This is a genomic window from Paenibacillus sp. FSL M7-1414 (genome assembly GCF_038003195.1).
Classification (GTDB): domain Bacteria; phylum Bacillota; class Bacilli; order Paenibacillales; family Paenibacillaceae; genus Paenibacillus; species Paenibacillus amylolyticus.
Genome location: NZ_JBBOOS010000001.1, coordinates 987,466 through 1,007,035, shown reverse-complemented (window position 1 = coordinate 1,007,035; position 19,570 = coordinate 987,466). Strand labels below are relative to the sequence as shown.

Below are 19,570 nucleotides of genomic sequence, written 5' to 3'. Positions count from 1 at the left end.
TGCTTACGGCTTTCTTTCTGCTTAAGATGAATATTTTTGAAGAATAATAACCGCATTATGACCGCCAAAACCAAAGGAATTAGACATCCCAATCCGCAAATCTGCTTTTCTTGCCTCGTTTGGCACATAATCCAGATCACATTCGGGGTCCCTCTGCTCCTGATTGATGGTTGGAGGAATGATGCCATGCCGCAGACTTTGAATAAGTGAGATCGCCTCCGCACCGCCTGCTGCACCAAGCATATGTCCCGTCATGGACTTATTCGCTGTGACCGGAATATCATAGGCACCTGTCCCGAAAAGTTGTTTAATGGCTCTCGTCTCAGACAGATCACCTGCCTCCGTACTGGTGGCATGAGCGTTAATCACATCAATGTCCTCAGGTCCAATCTGAGCTTCTTTCAGTGATGCTTTCATCGCCAGATATGCACCCCGCCCTTCCGGGTGGGTAGCTACCATATGATACGCATCTGAACTGGCACCATATCCAATCACTTCGGCAAGAATATTCGCCCCTCTTGCTAGAGCATGAGACAGTGATTCCACAACCAGAATTCCAGCACCCTCCGCCATGACAAAACCGTCTCTCCCTGCATCAAATGGACGGCTGGCTGCTTGGAACGCTTCATTTCGTGTAGACAACGCTGTCGCATTACCGAAGCTTGCCAGTGACACTTCCGTTACAGCCGCTTCTGTCCCGCCAGCAATAATGACATCGGCTCCTCCATGACGAATTAACCTGAAAGCCTCTCCAATGGCTGTATTGCCAATGGAACAAGCTGTTACTGGCGATAATGTCGGTCCCCAGCAACCAAACCTCATACTGACCATAGCCGCAGCCATATTGGAGATCATCATGGGTACCAGTGTTGGGCTGACTCGCGCAGGTCCCCGTTCTGACAGGACCTTGCCTTGTTCCATCAATGTCTGGATGCCGCCTATGCCTGAACCAATATATACACCTACCCGTTCACGGTCCAGTTCATCCATCACAAGACCCGATTGCGATACAGCCTGATCCGCAGCAGCAACAGCAAATTGAACGAATCGATCCATACGCCTTGCTTCCTTGCGTCCAAAACGCTCTTCACCATCAAAATCATGGACCACTCCTGCGATTCTGGTTTTGTACGAAGCTGTATCAAAATGCTCTATAGGCGATATCCCTGATCTACCCTCAATCAATCCGTTCCAGAATGTATCTACATCATTTCCCAAAGGAGAGATAACTCCCATTCCTGTAATCACGACTCGTTCCATGTCCATCCTCCTTCAGCGCTGTTGTCTACCTTAACTCTTACGCTCTGCCACTAATAGTGCACTTTTGAATATCCTATTACAAGTTGTCAATTATAATAGTATAATGACTACCATGATAACGAGGATTGAAGGTGATGGATTGAACTACGATGTCAGGTTGCAGGCATTGTCCACTTTTCTGAAAACACAGCGTTCCAAAATTTCTCCCGAATCGGTCGGTTTACCCACTGGAAGTCGGAGAAGAACACCTGGGCTGAGAAGAGAAGAGGTTTCCCAACTGGCAGGAGTGAGTACAACATGGTATACCTGGCTTGAACAAGGTCGGGATATTCAGGTATCCCATTCCGTGTTGGATAACATTGCTTCAGCACTAAGGCTTACTGCGGATGAACGAAAGTATCTGTTTTCGCTCGCCATGGAGCATCATACAGAGCTGCCCACACTGGAAGAAGAACCGGTTCAACTTCACCCTTCCTTGCAGAAAATTTTGCAAGAACTTCATCACTGCCCTACCGTGATCTCGGATCGGCGTTGTTACATTGTCGGCTGGAATGATGCAGCCCGGCATGTTTTTATGGATTTTGAACAGATTGCCCCCGAACAGCGGAATATGATCAGTCTGTTATTTGATCGAAAGGAGTTTCGCAGGCTCGCGGTAAACTGGGAGGATTTTGTTAGCGGATTTCTGGCGATTTTTCGTGCTTACTATGGCCAGTATGTTGATGATGAATGGTATAATTTATTTTTGGATGACATGATGAACAGACATCCCGATTTTCTAACCCTTTGGAAACAAAGCAGCGTCAGCAGTGCCCCGGACGTATTAATCGAGTTCAGGCATTCCAAAGCAGGCAAAATGTTGTTTGATCTGACTTCGTTGCAGGTTCAGGGTAGTTCCGATCTGCGATGCAGTGTCTACACCCCTGCGCCAGAGAGCGCTACCGAGCGCAAACTGATGCGCCTGATCGAGCGTGAAACCGATTCACATCTTGGCAAACATTAAATCGGAGTCTCTCACCTTCTTGGAGTCATGTTAGCGTCTTGACATCCTCATGTTGCATGTTTTAAATATCAGGTATATTAAGTAATCCATGGATCTTAGTCCTTCTACAAGAAGGGGGTTCAGAAAGGAATATCATGACGAAAGTGCTTATCATAGAGGACGACAACATGTTAGGCGATACATTATCCTTGTATTTGCAAGGTGAAGGGTATGATGTTATCCGTGTCGATAACGCAAGAGATGGTCTTCTACAGCTTCAAGCGCGGCCTGATATCCTGCTTCTTGACTTGATGCTCCCTGATTCGGGTAATAAGAATCCTAGTTCTCTCATGCGCCAACATACGGCAATCCCCATCATTGTCATCTCTTCCTTAACCGAGGTTTCTGAGCGGATTCGATCATTAACAGACGGGGCTGATGACTATGTATGTAAGCCTTTCAGTATGCAGGAGCTGAAGGCACGTATTGAGGCCGTATTGCGTCGTTACTCTATATTGAACAGCTCTGTTGTCACTGAACAGGAATCCGGAATATCTCTCGATCTGGCCCGAAGAACTGTTCTGTTAAATAACCAGCGCGTGGAGATGACGTTCTCCGAATTTGAGATCATGAAGCTGTTTATTCTCAATCCTGGCAAAGTCTACAGTCGGTATGCCCTAATTGAAGCCATTCGTGGTATTGATGCCTACATTAATGATCGCACCATCGATGTGCACATTACCAAACTTCGAAAAAAAATTGAAGTCAATCCAAAAAACCCCCAATACATTCAAACCATTTGGGGGGTCGGATATAAGTTCACACCTTAAAACAACACAGCTTCATTCCGATCACCATGGAAGAGACTCGGTAATTTTATCAATTTCCTGTTGTACCTTCTCCAATACCGAACGCTGTTCCTCATCTTTGAATAACGGACGGGACAAGAGCGATTCCAATTGGAGAACTGCACACATCAGGTCCACTGCATGCAGATTCGCAGCTACGCCTCGAAGAGAATGAACACTACGAATGACATCAGCAATCTGCTGTTGCTGAAGTTGAATCGCCAGTTTTTTCTGAAACGAGTCATACTCCATTCTGAATTTCGTGAGCGCATATTGCAGAATATGTGGCTTGCCGTCCATCTGTCTGATCGCCTTATCTGCATCAATTCCATTGATCTCCCTTATGCCTTTTAGATCAATCCATATTTCCAAAATGTCTGCGAGCTGTTGTTCATGTATGGGCTTAGTCAGGATGGCATTCATACCTGCTTCAAGATATAATTCATGGTCCCTTTTTAAACCATTCGCTGTAAGCGCAATAATGGGTGTACGATCATATTTCCTCATCTTCCTAATGTGTCGCGTTGCATCAATTCCGTTCATAGCTGGCATATAGAGATCCATCAGAATCAGTTCCCATGTTTGTTCGTCCAATTTCTTCAAAACCTCTGTGCCATTATCTGCCAGCGTAACCTTGAATCCAGTATTTTCTAGCATGGCCCGAATGACCAGTTGATTGATTTCATGATCTTCAGCGATCAGAATGTGCCCTTTGGATTTAAGCAAGTAGGATTCATCACCTTCTATCATCCGCTTTTTCTCCAATGGCCCTTCACCCTGAAGTGCAAGTAATACTTCGAACAATCCCAGACGTGTAATCGGTTTGATCATCATGAGATCCGGGCGAAAGGATCTCTCCTCACTCCACAGGGCATTTTCACTAAAAGCATGGGTATAACCCACCATTTGAAATTTGGTTTGATTCATTCGCTTCATGAAACTGTCCCATGACGATCCGTTGACGGTCTCCTCTGCATCCATATCCATCATCATGATCATGGAACTTGCCCCATCTACATGATGGACATACCAATCACTTTCCATCATATGGTTCAAGGAAGTATACAGCGTCGGATTCATCCCGAATGAATAGAGCAGCTGCTTCAGATTTGCGCCCATCCGTTCATCATCTTCAATGATAACCACATCATTCGCACCATATAAGAGAGGGTGTGTCTGCAGGGAGAAGCTCTCTTCTTCTTCCGAATCTGCAAGTTCAAATATCAAGTCGAATGAAAACAGACTGTACTCTCCCAAAACACTATCCACCCGCAAGCTTCCTCCCAAAGAGGTGACCAGAAGGTAACAGATGACCAGCCCAAGACCAGAGCCACCATATGTTCGATACGTCGAGGGTTCCGCTTGAGTAAACGGGACAAAGAGCCGTTCCAATTGTTCGGGTGACATTCCGATTCCCGTGTCCTGTACCTCAAAACGGACATGAACTCGCTCCGCCTCCAATGAAAGAACCTCTGCCTGCAACGTTACATATCCATGCTCCGTAAATTTAATCGCATTACTGAGCAGATTCAATAACACCTGTTCAAGTCGGAACGGATCACCAATCACCGTTAATGGCAGATCGGGATCGGTTGTAAAGATCACTTCGATATCTTTGTGCCCGATGGCCACACCGATCTGATCTGCCACACGTTTGATCACATCCTCTGGTGAAAAAGAGACCTTCTCCAACATCAGCTTGCCTGCCTCAATTTTCGAAAAATCAAGAATATCATTTACGAGGGTAAGCAAGGTTTGGGAGGACGCATTGATTTTACTCAAATAATCCTTTTGTTGTGGAGATAGATCTGTCCGTTGAAGCAACAACGAAAAGTTGATAATACCGCTCAGTGGGGTACGAATCTCGTGGCTCATGAATGCGAGAAACTCACTCTTCGCTTGGCTTGCTTTGTCAGCCTTAACACGTCTATAGTGATCCGAAATGTCATGAATGACTGCCTTGATTTTCTCACTCGAGTTTAATACTTTAACAGGGGATAGGTGAACCCGAACATGCTGCTCACGACCTTCTCCAACAATGAAACTCAGTTCCGTATCCTGTGTTATATTGTGATGTAAGGCTTTTTGGAAAACGAACAACCAGTTCTCCAGCTGCTCAATGAACAACAATTCTTCAAGCTGACGCCCAATCACTTCCTGCCTGCCGAGACCGAGAACATCCAGAAATTTCTGATTCACTGACACAATACATCTGTTGTTATCCAAACCGACAAACCAATCTGTCGACACTCGCTCAAGTGTTCGATATCGCTCTTCACTTTCTTGAATCCTTCGTTTAACCGCTCTGTGCTCCGTAATATCAAGTCCATATCCCACGACATATTTCACCATACCCTCTTCTCGCAGAGGGCGAACGTTCACCAGCGAATAGTAACCTCCATGCTCAATCTCGTAAAAAAAAGATTCCCCTTCCCATGCCCGGTTAAACTGCTTTCGCAGAAATTCTACCTTTTCCTGAGGTAAAATATCCAATGTGCCCAGTTTGTAATCTTGCTTCAGACTACTCATATCCAAGCCCAGTCGGGAGAGCATCTCTCCCTCAAGCACAAGATACTCGAATTTTCCGTTCTGTTTTCGGATTTTAAAAGTAAAACCCGGCTGCATACGGAGCATCTCTAGCATTTCCTGATCCCTCTGAATGACCAATCTCCTATATCGATGATTTTGGTTCAGATAATACAGGAATAATATGACGGACAGCAGGCAGATACATTGAAAAAAGAGAATCTGCCCCATCATTAGCAGAGAAGGGGAATTTGTCTTTAGTGCAGAAAACTCATACACAGTAATCAACAGCAACGCTCCGGACAACCACTTCTGTATAAATCCCCTGATATACTTAAAGATCAGACATATGGCTACGACAAATAACAACTCTGTCAATGCATACTGCCAGTTCTCCAACAAGGGATTACGCCCCATATTAATCCGAAACATCCACATGAATGCAAAAGTAACGAAAGCAGAGCCACTCCCACCAAAATAAGCAGCAAGCAGATACACACTGCCCCGGAAATTCAACAATGTACCATCCTCAAGCACAATAGAGAAATAATAGAGCGCCGTGCCCAACATGCTCAGCGTAATACCAATAATGATCCGAGTCGTGATGGATGTTGAACGGGTAGCATTTGTATGGTTCAGATAGTGATGAATTAGGAAAACAAAGATCAAAATTAGCGTGAAATTTAATACAAGATCGCGTAGCAAATGGTCACCGTCCACATTACGACTTCAGGATTTCATGCATTCAATGAATGTTGTCAGATTCATGGTCGCAGTTCCTCAGTACACAAATCATAGTATGCCGTGCTCCCTTATTCAATTGACGATATTGACCATTTTTTTTGAAAATAATTACTACTTTCAGCTAACATCCCCTTATCACCAAACAACGTTTTTTTTCATGAAAATTCATCATTAAATATGCTGATATAAAAAAGAGAATCATCCAAATGAACCGATGTAATCGTAACTTGGGCTTCCCACACTTCCTGATCAGCCTTCATCAGTTTGGCTACGCCGGACCAGGTCTGATTTCCTCTCCAGTGGGTATCCATTAACAATCGGGCAGGCTGACCTATGGTGCTCTCCCGTGAGAATCCTGTTTTGGTTACATAAACGGAATTCACATCCAGAATCACACCCTCCTCATCTGTAATCATGACCGCATCCGTTAGCAGTAAGAAGGCTTTGAGTTCCAGTTGCATGGTTGTCCACTCCCTCTAATGAAACATGATGTGATGCTGTCCCGGTATGATACTCTCTTCTACGACCCCGTTTAATACTTAAACTGTCTAATCAGACGCTGCAGCTCTTCAGCCAGGGTAGACAAGCCACGAGCCGAGGAAGAAATCTGCTCCATCGCTGCCAGTTGCTCCTCTGAGGAAGCGGCCACTTCTTCGGAAGTTGCGGCGTTGCCTGACGCAATGCCTGCCAACTCATTGGATACAGCAGATACTTCCTGCACACCTGCTGTGATCTCTTGCGATGTGGCAGCAATCTCTTCAATCTGAGGTGTCGTTTCCCGCATGCTATCCAGAATACGTTCAAACTTCCGAATCGCTTCTGTAGAGATGTCCATGCCCTCTCCAACCTCTGAAGTCACCTTCTCCATCATGCGAACGGAAGCAGCCATATCTTCCTGTACCGCCGTAGTCAGCACGGTGATTTCATTGACGGACTGCCCGGATTGCTCTGCCAACTTGCGAACCTCTGCTGCTACAACGGCGAATCCATTGCCATGTGTACCTGCACGAGCAGCTTCAATGGATGCGTTCAGCGCGAGCAGGTTTGTCTGTTTGGCTATATTTCCGATTAACTCCGTGATCGCTGAAATTTGGTGTGATCGTTCATATAACGCCTGAATCAATTGGTTTGTCTGTTCTACTGTCTCTTGAATCGATTGCATCTGACTCACCGTCTGCTTGACGGTGTTGCCGCCTTCTTCTGCTTGTACGGTTGTATGTTTCGCCAAATCAGCGACATGTATGGAACGTTCGGCGATTCTTGTAATACCAATCGTAATTTCATTCATGGCCTGATGGTTATGTTCAATACCTTCGGTCTGTTTCTCCGCACCACTCGCAATTTCTTGAATGGCTCGCGCTACCTGCTCACTGGCTGCACTGGTTGATTCCGCACTCTGAGTCATTTCATCCGATGAGATGACTACCTGACTGGCGCTGTTCTCCACATTTTGAATCAACACACGCAGATTGTGCTGCATTTTGCCAAAAGCCTCACTCAGTTCACCTATTTCATCATGGCTTGTACTTATTATGGTCTGGGTTAGATCCCCTTCGCTCACCTGAATCGCCTGATCCTTCAACTGACGGATCGGTTTAACAATCGATCGCATCACCAGCCAGATGATCAAAATTCCGATGACAAGACAAGAAACGATGACCATAATCGTTCGATTCAGAATAGGTGCAGCGGCATCCTCAACTTCAGAGGAGAACATGGTGCCAGCGACCTTCCATCCCGTGGATGCATTCGTGGCGTAATACATGACCTTATCAACCTGATCAAAGGTATAGTTGAAATTACCGGATTCATTCGTATACACTTGTGTCCAAAAATCTTCTGTTGCATCTGTTCCAGGTTGCATCGTCGGATGATAGATATACTTTTCGCTGGCATCCAGCAGAATCAGATGTCCCTTTTCTCCAACTTTAATTCCGCTAACTAATTGACTAATGTCCGCCAGATTGAGATCCAGTTGGACCACACCAGATTGGTCTTCCAGTGCCTTCGCAATCGTAATGGTAATCTCTTTTGTCTCGGCAGAAATATAAGGGTCTGTAACAATGACCTGCTGTGGAGTACCCATCGCTTCTGTGTACCATGGTCTTGTTCGCGGATCGTAATCTTCAGGCATCTCCGCATCAGAGGACATCAGATACACACCTGCCTCTGTGCCTACACCTATGGTGATGATATCTTTGTTCTGTGCGGCATACCCCTTCAATTCGTTCACAACCCGAACCTCGGCATCTTCTTGACGCAATTGCTCCGCGAGTGTACTCGCATAATATTCAATGTGGTTCCGCTTGGCATTGACTGAAAGATCTATCGTTGCACTGGCAAGGTTCACATTTTCCATCGCACTATGTAAAATTTGCTTCTCCACTTCATCTTTTGCACTGTTATACGATAAAACTCCAATACTTAACGAAGGTATGGCCAGGAAAGCAATAAAGGACACCACCAGCTTGGTCTTAAAGTTCTTATGCATCTTGTTGAACCAGGTCGATTTGCTATTTTTTCGGGACAAATTTCTCTACCTCTTCCAGATAAATTTTAGTTTTACTTGATCTACTTATAAGTTGAACTAGTGATTATTTACACTTGCCACTCCGATGACAGAACAACCGCCAATTGCTGAATGATTCATACAACTTATATAGCTCTTGTATAGCTCTCATAGATTGTAAACCATCTTTTCAAAAAACTAGGTCTCACTTCTTGTGAAAAACACTCTTTACACTACAAAACTCGAACAAATCTCTTAATTTATAATCCAAAAGAACTATTTTCAAACAAATTATACGAAAAAACTATTAAATAAAGTGTTCCGGGGATATGACCAAATTGTTAACTTTCTAAATACTTGTTAATAAGCAAGCGGACGACAAAAAAAAGATCCAAGCGTTATCGCTCAGATCTAAAGGTTATTTACATTGGACCAACGTATCTCTATTTAAATGCCGGGATCGCGATATCTGCATATTTCTCTTCGAAGAAGGCTTTGACCTCTGGACCCGCCATGCGTTTAGCCAGCTTCTGGATCACTTCGGAGTCCTTATTATCCTCACGGGCAACCATGGTGATTGCAAAATGGGAATCATCCTTCTCGGTTAACAGTGCATCCTTCTTCGGTGTAAGACCGAGCGGACTGGCATATGCCGGTGTCATGGCTACCAGATCAGCATCATCCATCATGCGGGCCAGCATCAACAAGTCCACTTCCTCAAACTTGAAGTTCTTTGTATTCTCGGTGATGTCTGCCTGTGTGGCGTTAAAACCTACGCCCTCTTTCAGCTTAATCAACCCGTTCTGCTCCAGCATCACAAGAGAGCGACCAATGTTGGAAGGATCGTTTGCAATTGCAATCGTTGCACCTTCTGGCAATTCCTCAATCGTTTTGTACTTTTTGGAGTAGCCGCCATAAATGGCATTATAGATAGGCTGTACAGCCACCAGATTGGCATTGTTCGCCTCATTATACTGGGTCATGTAAGGCACGTGTTGGAAGAAGTTTGCATCCACTTCCTTGTTCGCGAGTGCCGTATTTGGTTGAACGTTATCTGACAGCACAACAACTTCCAGGTTGACGCCATCTTCCTTCAAAAGCGGTTTAACAATATCCAGTACGTCTGTCATCGGTGGAATCAACGTGGCTACTTTCAGCGTAACTTCTTGTGCAGCTTGTGTATCTTCTTTTGTTCCTTCAGCCGCAGGTGTTTCTTCTTTTTTGCCACAAGCAGCTACAACCAGCATTACTGCAAGCAACATAAGCATCATTTTCACTTTCATTTCATGTCTACCCCTCATCGTATAATCTGTATTGGTTATTCTTAATAATGCAATGCACGGTCCAACCGTTCAGGATCTGCGATCCAGCCAGTGGGACAGTCTGCTACCTGTGAATTGGATCATCTGTACCAGGATAATCATAATGATGATCGTAAATACCATAATCTCCGTTTCGAAGCGCTGATAACCGTAGCGAATGGCAAAGTCACCAACCCCGCCGCCACCTACAATACCCATCACCGTCGAGTAGGAGATGAAGCTAATCGTAGCTGTTGTGAGTCCCAGTACAAGACCAGATCGTGCCTCCACGTACAAAAACTTCACCACAAGTTGCATCGTCGATGCCCCCATGGAAGAAGCAGCTTCAACCACTCCCCTCGGTACATCCAGCAACGCTTGTTCCACCAGTCTGGCGTAGTAGGCAATGGCAATAACCGAGAGTGGCACGGTTGCCGCCAGCGTACCTATGGACGTTCCCACAACAATCCGTGTGAATGGAATCATGAATACAACCAGCAGTAAGAACGGAAACGAACGAACGATGTTAACGACACTGCCGAGTACAAAGGACAGCGTTTGATTCTGATACCGTTGTCCTCTCCGGAATAAGTACAGCAGTGTACCCAGAGGTAACCCAATCAGAACAGCTGCCGCAATGGAGATACCCACCATAACAAAAGTCTCTCCGATCGCCTGCCATATCTCATGCTGATATTCCAGCACAGACTCAGGTAACCTCATGACTTGTCCTCCTTTTCTGCCTGACGGAACAGAGACGAACCTGTCATCCCGTATTCGTCACCCGCAAGCAAGGAGGTCAACAGATCAGGCTGCGGAGCAGGGATACTGCTCACTTCCGCTTTAGACAACGTACGAACGAGTCGCCCATCCTTCATGACGGATATCCTGTGACATAGTCTGCGAGCCACTTCCATCTCATGCGTTACTACAACAATGGTCACGCCCAGCGTTTCATTGATATGTCGCAGCACATCCAGAATACCGTTCGTGGTCTGTGGATCAAGCGAAGAGGTCGGTTCATCACAGAGCAGCACATCCGGACGACTGGCCAGCGCTCGTGCAATCGCCACACGCTGCTTCTGTCCTCCGCTAAGCTGAGCAGGATATTGCCCCGTCTTGTCTTCCAGTCCAACAAACCGCAGCACCTCAAGTCCACGTTCAACTCGCTGCGCACGGGGCATACCCGCAAGCTCCAATGGCATGCAGACATTGCCACTCACCGTTCGGTTACTGACAAGATTGAAGTGTTGAAAGATCATGCCAATGGATCTTCGTGCCTGACGCAGACTCTGTTCATTCATCTGGGTCAGGTGCTGCCCATTCACAACAACCTCACCATCATCCGGCTTTTCCAACCCGTTGAGCATCCGCAGAAGTGTGGATTTGCCTGCACCACTCGATCCAATGATGCCATGTATTTCTCCTTGTCCCACTTCGAGGGACACCGAGCTTAATGCTTCGAATCCCTGATCTGCACGGGAACCGCGCTCGTTATAACGTTTGCTTACACCATATAATGAGATCATGGAGAGTCCTCCCGTGAATGATCATGCATGGTTCTTCAAGAACACATGAAGAAAGCCCGCACAGCCGATAACCGGAGCGCGAGCAAGCCTGTTCATTTATAATAAATCAACATCCCTTACGAGACAAGCTTTTAAGGTGAGATTGCCTCCTGCAGGCGGCTGGCTTCATATACACGAAAACGTCCGTTGGACGAACCCACATACACTTCATTACCGATCCGGTTAATCATTCCATTCTTCGCATCCCGGTCCCGGTGCTCCGGGTTTCCCATCACAACGTCATGTACACGACCTAACAGTGCTCCATTCTTTTTGTTCATTACGAGCAAATTCTCGTCCATGGGCAACAGCAACTGATCATCAATGACCAGATAACTTCCCTGATTCGTCGGATGCCTTAGTGTTGCAATCGTATCTTTGGTATCCCAGCGCGTCTCCCCCGTTTTATAATCCACAGCCGCCGGGTAGCCATTCTTAATCACATACAACTGATCCTCTTCCACCAGTCCTCGTTCAATCTTGCCCTTGTGCGTCCAGCGTGTTATGCCTGTCTTGGCATCATACAGGGTGGTTGTAAAATCTTCATATTCTCCGTAATGATTGCCATTCTTGTTCTCACGGATCAACAGCATGCCATCATTCAGCTCCTCAAATCTCTGTCCTACCCGAGCAGGGAATTGGGCAAGCTTTTTCCCCGTGTTCAGATCAAGCAGAAGCCACTGATTATCTAGTGATAGCCATCTTTCAGCATTCGTGGTTGCAAAGGGATCAAGACGTTCAATTCCACCAGTATATGGATCATTCCAAAATTGTTCTATGGTGGATCGTTTGCCCTTTAAGCTCCATACGGTTCGCCCTGATTGCGGATCGGCTGCAACCAGCTTATTCTTTTCCCAATACAACACATAGGGGTCATCTGCACTCTTGTTCAATATTTCATAACCCGTAGCCAGTTTTCGCGTCCACAATGTTTTTCCGTTTGCACTGTCCAGAACCGTTAACCAACTGTTGCTTGAGCTCTCAACAACCGGGTTATCCACAACCACAACGTTCTTCGCAGCGGTGATGCCATTTAGTCTAAAATTTTGCTTAGGAGTGTACGTCCACATGACCTTTCCGTTCTTCAAGTTCAGATGATGAATACGATCCACGTATTTTTTCTTATCAGGGTCATAATCGGTGTAGATTGTAACGTATTTGCGCTCTGCATCCACCTCTGCCTGCTGTCTTCCAAAGCCCCCATTAATCCCCCATAATTTCTGGCCCGAATGTCGGTCAAGAGCATATATGGAACCTTCGTAGTAATCCCCGCTAAATCCACCGTCATCCCCTTTCATCAGGAGTACATCATCCGTGGCTGCTTGTAAAAAAGTGTAGTTAATATCCCCCTGGTTGGTCCATACCGGTTTCCAAGGGATTGTCGTTGGCAGTGTTGTGCCATAGATTTTTGTTGTGAACCCATATTCATCCGCCCGACTGATGTTCCAATCGGAAACGACAGCATTTCGATTATCCTGTGCTAAATTCCAGCGTGTTCTGACCAGTCTGCCATTCTTGTTGAATGTGACCAGAAATTGCGCATCTTCCCGCTCATATCTCCAGGTCTGTCCAATACTCATTGAATAACCCGTGAAATTTAGATTGCTTGAACTCTCTTTCCAATCCGGCTCGCCTAACCACTCAGCCACTTGTTTGGAGGTGGTTGCTTTGTTCAGCTTAATATCTGTCAGATGGCGTATAACCGAAGTTGGCAGCGATGCATCCTGTTGGAACCAGCCATCCGCCACATTCATCCGCAGTTCTATAGCCTGTGCCTTGATCCAGAAGAGTCCTGGCCGATACGTGAAGGATTCTTTATTCCAGACTCGTGGGGCAATGGAGACCCCATACCAGCCTTTCCACTTTGCAACAATAACAGCCTTATCTGTGAGCGCTTTCTCACTAGACCAAGTTGTAGAACTATCTGGAACCAGATACAACTTGCTGCCTGATTGGAGTGTGAAGCTTTGGGGAGCTGTTTCCGTCATGCTTCTGCTCTCCTTCAGGGCATACCAACTTGGCAGCCAAAAGTCTCCATGCTCGGTTGACTTAAGTTGCACCCACTCACCTCGAACCGAGGCCAACGTATACTTTTCGTTTTTTGTTGTATAGTATTCAATCCCCATCTGGTCAGCAGCCACACTGCCGTCCCTTCTGTTTTTGAACAGAGGGATGTCATTAATAAGCGTAACGGTGTCTCCTTGTTTGTAAGCTAACTTTGCAGTTAAGACTTGGGAACTTGCCCCCAATGCTTGTGGCGTTGTAGCCAAAGCTTGTCCTTCAAGGGCGACCATTTTGGAATCCAGCAGCATCCAGCCCGTCAACAGCACAGCTGATAATCCAGTCATGGTAATCCATTTGTACCCCGTTCTCTGCCAGTCAGGACCCGTCTTCACTCTCGTTCATCCCCATTCATTAGAAGTATTTCCAATAGAGACGCAGTAAAAAGGAAAAAGTTACCGTTTACCTCAATATATTTCTATCTATCTGCCCGTATTACCTTACATCCACCATCGTAGCATGATAAGGAAAGGTAACCCCGATGTAATAAGCAGCCGTTAAGGTGAGCATATAATAAAATACAAACCACAGATCAGCTCGCGAATAGCCAATCTGAATGTAATACGTTCGGCTCGCGCCATCTGTGAACCCTTTCGCTTCCATTGCTACCGCCATTCGCTGTGCACGGCGAATGCTCTGTGCCAGCAGCGGAATAGCGTAACGCTTGAGTGTACCATACACATTCCAGCGAGAGCCGCGTTGCTGTGTTCCACGAATACGAATCGCATAACGGAGCGTCTGGAATTCATCCAGCAAAATGGGGATCATGCGCATCGCGGCCAGAAAGCTATAGGCATATTTTGCGGGAAGCCGCCACTGCTGCATCAGGGAATAAAACAGTCTCACAGGCTTGGTCGTAAGACCAAAGAGTAACCCTGCCGCGGCCATAGTCAGCGAGCGAAAACCCAAGTGTAGACCGCGATAGAAACTCTCTTCGGTTATGTGGATCAGTCCCCACTTATACCATGTGGTCTCGCCCTTACCAAACATCATCATACCTGTAGACGTGGAGATAAACACCAGAATGAATGGTGATGCGTACAGCATCAATCTGTACCACGGATGACCTGTCCAGCACAGTAATAACATCATCGCCACCGCAACGTTGGCCATTACATTCAGATTGTGAATGAGGATAACGATGATAAACATCATCGTCAGAATGATCATCTTTAATCCCGGGTTGACGTTATGAAGCCAGGTTTCACGGTGAGGAAACGACAGTTGCATCAGATAACCTCCCCTCATCTACCGTCCAGATTCGGGTGCAATATCTTTTTACAATTTCACGATCATGGGTAACCATGACAATAGCTGTTCCCTCTCTCCGCAATTGCTCCAGCTGTGCTAACATGGCAAACGTATTGCGTGCATCCTGTCCAAAAGTAGGTTCATCCAACAGCAATATTCGCTGCTCTCTCACCAGTGCAGAGGCAACGCTCAAGCGTCGTTTCTGCCCCATCGATAATTGGTAGGGATGGCGCTCGGACAGGTCGATTAGTCCAAATTGATTCAACATATGATCAGTCCTGACAAGTCTTTCTTCCGTTGAAAGCCTGCCCCTCAGTAATGAGAATTCCACTTCTTCCGCGACCGTGTTGGTCACAAATTGAAACTCCGGGTTCTGAAATACAAACGCAATTCGATCTGCAAGCTGCTCCGTTTTGCCAGAAGGCTGACCTTCCACCTCATAATGACCTGTTGTTTTCAGGATATTCATCAGAGATAACAACAATGAACTCTTGCCAGCTCCATTAGTTCCGACAATACCAATCCAATCCCCATGCCATACTTTGGCCTGTTCTACCTGAATGAAGGGTGTTTTCCCACGCCATCCGGTGAACTGTTGCAAGTCCAGTGCAGGCTGATAGCCGGGTGATACAGGCGATAAGGATGAGACGTGAGATATGGGGGATATACCCGGTGTATCGGATAAGCCAGACGATTGCTGTGCTTCCAAACTTGAGATGCCGTGATCCACACACACTTGAAGCTCTCCAGAAGCACTTCCCTCTTCTTGCTTAGCTGCCTGCTCGTGCTCATCCCACACACCCGGATACCAGATTCCATAAGCCTTCAGCTTTTCCCGTTCATGAGTAAATACCTGCTGTGCTGGCCCATCCGCCACAATCTTTCCTTCAGGTGATAACACAATGATGCGGTCGACCATATCCACAATCTCGTTTATTTTGTGTTCAACGATGATGATTGTTTTGTCACTGGCGATCCGTCTGACCGTATCCCACACCTGGGAAGTCCCCTCATCATCCAGCAGTGCAGTGGGTTCATCCAAAAACAATACCTCCGGGTCCATGGCAAGCATCGAAGCAATCGCAAGACGTTGCTTCATCCCCTGAGACATGGACTGGATCAATACACGATTCTGTTCAAAGGATAACCCCACTTGTTTCAGATAATATTCAATCAGAGCAGGCATCTCTTCACGCGGAATATTTCGGTTTTCCAGAACAAATGCGATCTCTTCATCTGTAAATGACATACAGAACTGGGTATCCGGATCTTGAAAGACCACTCCTGCTTTGGCGGGAACCTGAATATCATCACATTTCATCGGAATCTCAACCGAACGTGGTATCAGACCGCTCAGAATTTGCAATAACGTTGATTTACCGGAGCCACTCGGGCCAAGCAACAGCACTTTCTCTCCTTGACGCACAGAAAGAGACAAGCCTTGAAATACCAAGGCTTTCTCTCCCGGGAACTTGCATCTTAGATTAGTCACACTTACCGCTTGCGAATTCTCTTCCCCGTTCATCTAATCCAGCGCCTCATAATCTTGTTTGGATACCGGTCTGAGCGAACGCGTTACACCAGTCAGTTCCAATGCTTTGGCGAGATAATAAGCGAACACTCCAGCAATCAAGATGCTCCCAATGAAGCGGAATCCGATAAATAACGTGTAGTTCCAGGCCGAGAGTGAATCAATATACCCGTACTGGTAATCCAGCAAAAGCGAAGCCGCTGCGGCTCCTATGGCTGCAAGACAGGTGACAAACAGATTGGTTTTGCGATACAAAAATGCGGCGAAGAATATCTCGGCTCCCAATCCTTGCAACAGACCGTATACAAGTGTGGACATGCCCCATTCACTACCCAGAAAAGCACTTACCGTTGATGCCGCAACTTCAGCAAGAATAGCCACACCTGGTTTACGAATAATAACAAAAGCAAACGTGCCCGCCATAAACCACATGCCGTAGATCATCTGCTCCGCATGAACGCCAAATGGTTTCATCAAGTCATATGTAGGTCCCCATATCTTGTAAATCACCCCAAACACTACTGCGATCACGATGGTTACCAGAATATCCGTTAGTTTCAATCGTTTGTTGCCTGCTGTTGTTGCCATGTTCTCTACGTCCTTCCTTTATTCCCTGTGGGGGTTATCAAAATAAACGAAAAAGCCTCCCCGGTTCCGGGCAGGCCTTACGTACAGTGTACAATCCTCACAATGATGTATTGGATGGATGTCGAAAATACGGAATATCAACCAGCCCCCCTCCGTCATGGCAGATACACCACCACAGTTCAAAGAGGTCTGTTGTTCATCCACGTTCATTCCCACAATTCACCCTTACATATCGCAAATCCATGTTCTCTACGCTGGCATTACCCAGATCAGATGTACGGTCAGCGGCACAAGGCCACTCTCTCAGCCCAACTTCATTGAGCTCCCGGTTCACTTATTTCATTGCTTCTAATGTACATCAGATGGGTATTTGTGGCAATCCCTAGAAAAAGCATCATGCTTCATTTGGGGTAACAGGGGAAAGAATCTGATGGTTCACTTTCCATAATATGAAACATTTAGGTTATGTAGTCCGTCTTAAACATTAGAAGGGAGATTGATAGTGATGAAAGATTACAATTCTATTTGGCAACTTAAAACATGGAAAATGGTCCTTGCCGCTTCGATACTCACCGCAGGCACGGCACCTGCCTTACTCTCATCCACTGTGGCGGAAGCCGCAACAACTAAACCTAAACCGACAGCTTATATTAACAATGTTCAAGCTCAATATGATGTTGTCATACGGCAGGGTATTACGTACGTGGCATTGACGGAGCTTCAATTCCTCGGCAACTATACGTTTGGTTACAATAACAAAACAAAAGAGATCAGCATTAGCACAGGCAGCGATAAGTATGTCCTTACACCTAACAGCAAAACAATGAAGAAAAACGGTCAGAATGCGACATTATCCTCAGCGCCGATTCTGGTGAATGGTAAAGCGATGCTTCCGCTCCGTGCCATCGGTGAAGCTTTTGGTGCCAAGGTGCAGTGGAACCAGAAGGCCAAGGAAGCCTACATTTACACTACCGATGCTACGATTGTAAAAGAATATAACAGTTCCGATCTGACTGTGGCGCGTGAAGCCGCACTGCATCTGCCACGCTTCTCTGAACTGGGACAAGCACGTCTGGACATTCGCAACCCTTTGGGTCCAGTGGATTCATCCATTGAATACATTTTTGAACAAGACAAAAAAGATCGTTTCTTCGTTGTTGAGGATAACGATCTGATCAGTTATTATATCCTTAAAAATGGAAGTGCACTGCTACAATGGCAGGCTAACATCAGCAAAAATGCCGGAACCATCGGTGACCTGTTCTTTATTAAAAACAAAGCCGTTGCTGAAGCAGGGACTCGTCCTTCCGTAGCAGGTCAAACACTCGTATCATTTAAGTACTCTCGCATGCTTGAAGAAACCTCTTACGAAATCATGAACAAATTGGACTCTATTGATACCGGTTCTGTTGTCCCCGAGAAAGGCAAAGTCATCGTTGAAGTTCCGGGAGAGCAATAATTTGAGCATCCTCTATAAAACATTGCTCAGCAGAACTATACTATGACATCTGCATTACAAAGAGCGTCCCACAAAGTCATTGTAACAATGACCTTGGAACGCTCTTTTTGGCGTTATATTTTAACTTCAAATTACAAGCAGAGCTTAAACTTTTACCAACTCCAGCGATTCAATCTTCTGTCTAATATTGCGTGTTCCCAGACTGGCTCGTTTTCCCTGAAGCAAACCCCTTGAACAACGTTGGTACTTTGGAATAACGGGTATTCGTAATTTTCCCTTGTGATGTGCTGCTGTCTGTACGCATAATCGAATCTTTTACATTGGAAATGTTGGAGTTATCCAGCGTCATGTTAACTGCAAAGGAAGTTCCACCATTTTGGCGAACCAGTTTGCCAATATCATCTGCACGGAAATTTTTGATGTTAATTGTTCCAGCTGCATTCATCTGGAACACTTTATCATAAGCCTTATACGCTGCCCCACCGGTAATGTTAACCGTTCCGGCAGACTTCAATGTCAGTGCATCCTCGCCCACGTCCTGCCAGACCACATTCGATATATTACAGTTGCCATAACAGTGAACACCATCAGCAGCTGGTGATCCAATGTTTACGTTTTTGAGCGTGGCCCCTGCCTCCAGACGGAAGACTGGCTTCTGATTTTCTGCTTGAGATCCGTCGCCAAGTGTGGAAGGATTAGCTACAAATGTTTTGCCTTGACCATCATAGGTCGTGCCCTTTGGAACAATAATAGTTGAATTTACAACCGTAGGCGCAGCCGCAGCCGGAACTGCACCAAATATAGAAGCAACCAAACCAGCGGACAGTAACAACGTCAACATTTTTTTCATAACTTTATTCCTCCCTTATTCTCTCGTTTTTTGGTAATGTACAGCCTGGGCTTGTACTGGAAGTTCGCCAGAGGTGCACCTCTGTCCGACCA

Annotated in this window: 15 protein-coding genes; 3 read left to right on the top strand and 12 right to left on the bottom strand. The window is 46.0% G+C overall.

Annotation, left to right across the window (positions count from 1 at the left end):
* Positions 1–21 precede the first annotated feature (21 nt).
* Positions 22–1,260, bottom strand: a complete 1,239-nt coding sequence (fabF, locus tag MHH92_RS04570; protein WP_340902257.1) for a beta-ketoacyl-ACP synthase II — start codon at positions 1,258–1,260, stop codon at positions 22–24.
* 139 nt (positions 1,261–1,399) lie between these two features.
* Between fabF and MHH92_RS04565 the strand changes: the two genes are divergently transcribed.
* Positions 1,400–2,263, top strand: coding sequence for a helix-turn-helix transcriptional regulator (locus tag MHH92_RS04565; RefSeq protein WP_340902255.1), 864 nt, complete (start codon positions 1,400–1,402; stop codon positions 2,261–2,263).
* A 134-nt stretch (positions 2,264–2,397) separates the two neighbouring features.
* Positions 2,398–3,072, top strand: a complete 675-nt coding sequence (locus tag MHH92_RS04560; RefSeq protein WP_047841709.1) for a response regulator transcription factor — start codon at positions 2,398–2,400, stop codon at positions 3,070–3,072.
* A gap of 21 nt (positions 3,073–3,093) precedes the next feature.
* Here MHH92_RS04560 and MHH92_RS04555 read toward each other — a convergent pair whose 3' ends face one another.
* The 10 genes from MHH92_RS04555 to MHH92_RS04510 all read right to left on the bottom strand — a co-directional run bounded on the left by MHH92_RS04555 (position 3,094) and on the right by MHH92_RS04510 (position 17,169).
* A complete protein-coding gene (locus tag MHH92_RS04555; protein WP_340902252.1) occupies positions 3,094–6,321 on the bottom strand; it encodes a hybrid sensor histidine kinase/response regulator in 3,228 nt (1,075 codons plus the stop codon).
* 194 nt (positions 6,322–6,515) lie between these two features.
* Positions 6,516–6,821: a PAS domain-containing protein gene (locus MHH92_RS04550; protein WP_036672654.1), complete on the bottom strand. Its 306-nt coding sequence runs from the start codon at positions 6,819–6,821 to the stop codon at positions 6,516–6,518.
* 71 nt (positions 6,822–6,892) lie between these two features.
* Complete coding sequence (locus MHH92_RS04545) at positions 6,893–8,890, bottom strand: methyl-accepting chemotaxis protein (protein ID WP_405158575.1); 1,998 nt, start codon at positions 8,888–8,890, stop codon at positions 6,893–6,895.
* Between the two features lie 422 nt (positions 8,891–9,312).
* Positions 9,313–10,170, bottom strand: a complete 858-nt coding sequence (locus MHH92_RS04540) for a MetQ/NlpA family ABC transporter substrate-binding protein (protein ID WP_340902250.1) — start codon at positions 10,168–10,170, stop codon at positions 9,313–9,315.
* A gap of 51 nt (positions 10,171–10,221) precedes the next feature.
* A complete protein-coding gene (locus MHH92_RS04535) occupies positions 10,222–10,893 on the bottom strand; it encodes a methionine ABC transporter permease (RefSeq protein ID WP_340902249.1) in 672 nt (223 codons plus the stop codon).
* Entirely contained in the window at positions 10,890–11,699 is an 810-nt protein-coding gene (locus tag MHH92_RS04530) for a methionine ABC transporter ATP-binding protein (RefSeq protein ID WP_339285597.1), read from the bottom strand. Before MHH92_RS04530 ends, MHH92_RS04535 begins: the two co-directional genes overlap by 4 nt.
* 131 nt (positions 11,700–11,830) lie before the next feature.
* Positions 11,831–14,134, bottom strand: coding sequence for an outer membrane protein assembly factor BamB family protein (locus MHH92_RS04525; RefSeq protein WP_340902248.1), 2,304 nt, complete (start codon positions 14,132–14,134; stop codon positions 11,831–11,833).
* Positions 14,135–14,234: 100 nt separating this feature from the next.
* Positions 14,235–15,029: an energy-coupling factor transporter transmembrane component T family protein gene (locus MHH92_RS04520; protein WP_340902245.1), complete on the bottom strand. Its 795-nt coding sequence runs from the start codon at positions 15,027–15,029 to the stop codon at positions 14,235–14,237.
* A complete protein-coding gene (locus MHH92_RS04515; RefSeq protein ID WP_340902244.1) occupies positions 15,004–16,575 on the bottom strand; it encodes an ABC transporter ATP-binding protein in 1,572 nt (523 codons plus the stop codon). The genes MHH92_RS04520 and MHH92_RS04515 overlap by 26 nt, the downstream gene beginning before the upstream one ends.
* On the bottom strand, positions 16,576–17,169 hold the full coding sequence (locus MHH92_RS04510) for an ECF transporter S component (RefSeq protein ID WP_036672660.1): 594 nt from the start codon (positions 17,167–17,169) through the stop codon (positions 16,576–16,578).
* A gap of 505 nt (positions 17,170–17,674) precedes the next feature.
* Between MHH92_RS04510 and MHH92_RS04505 the strand changes: the two genes are divergently transcribed.
* Positions 17,675–18,628 (top strand): copper amine oxidase N-terminal domain-containing protein, encoded by a 954-nt coding sequence (locus tag MHH92_RS04505; protein WP_340902236.1) that lies wholly within the window; start codon positions 17,675–17,677, stop codon positions 18,626–18,628.
* Positions 18,629–18,809: 181 nt separating this feature from the next.
* Here MHH92_RS04505 and MHH92_RS04500 read toward each other — a convergent pair whose 3' ends face one another.
* Positions 18,810–19,478 (bottom strand): pectate lyase, encoded by a 669-nt coding sequence (locus tag MHH92_RS04500; RefSeq protein ID WP_036672662.1) that lies wholly within the window; start codon positions 19,476–19,478, stop codon positions 18,810–18,812.
* Positions 19,479–19,570: the final 92 nt, after the last annotated feature.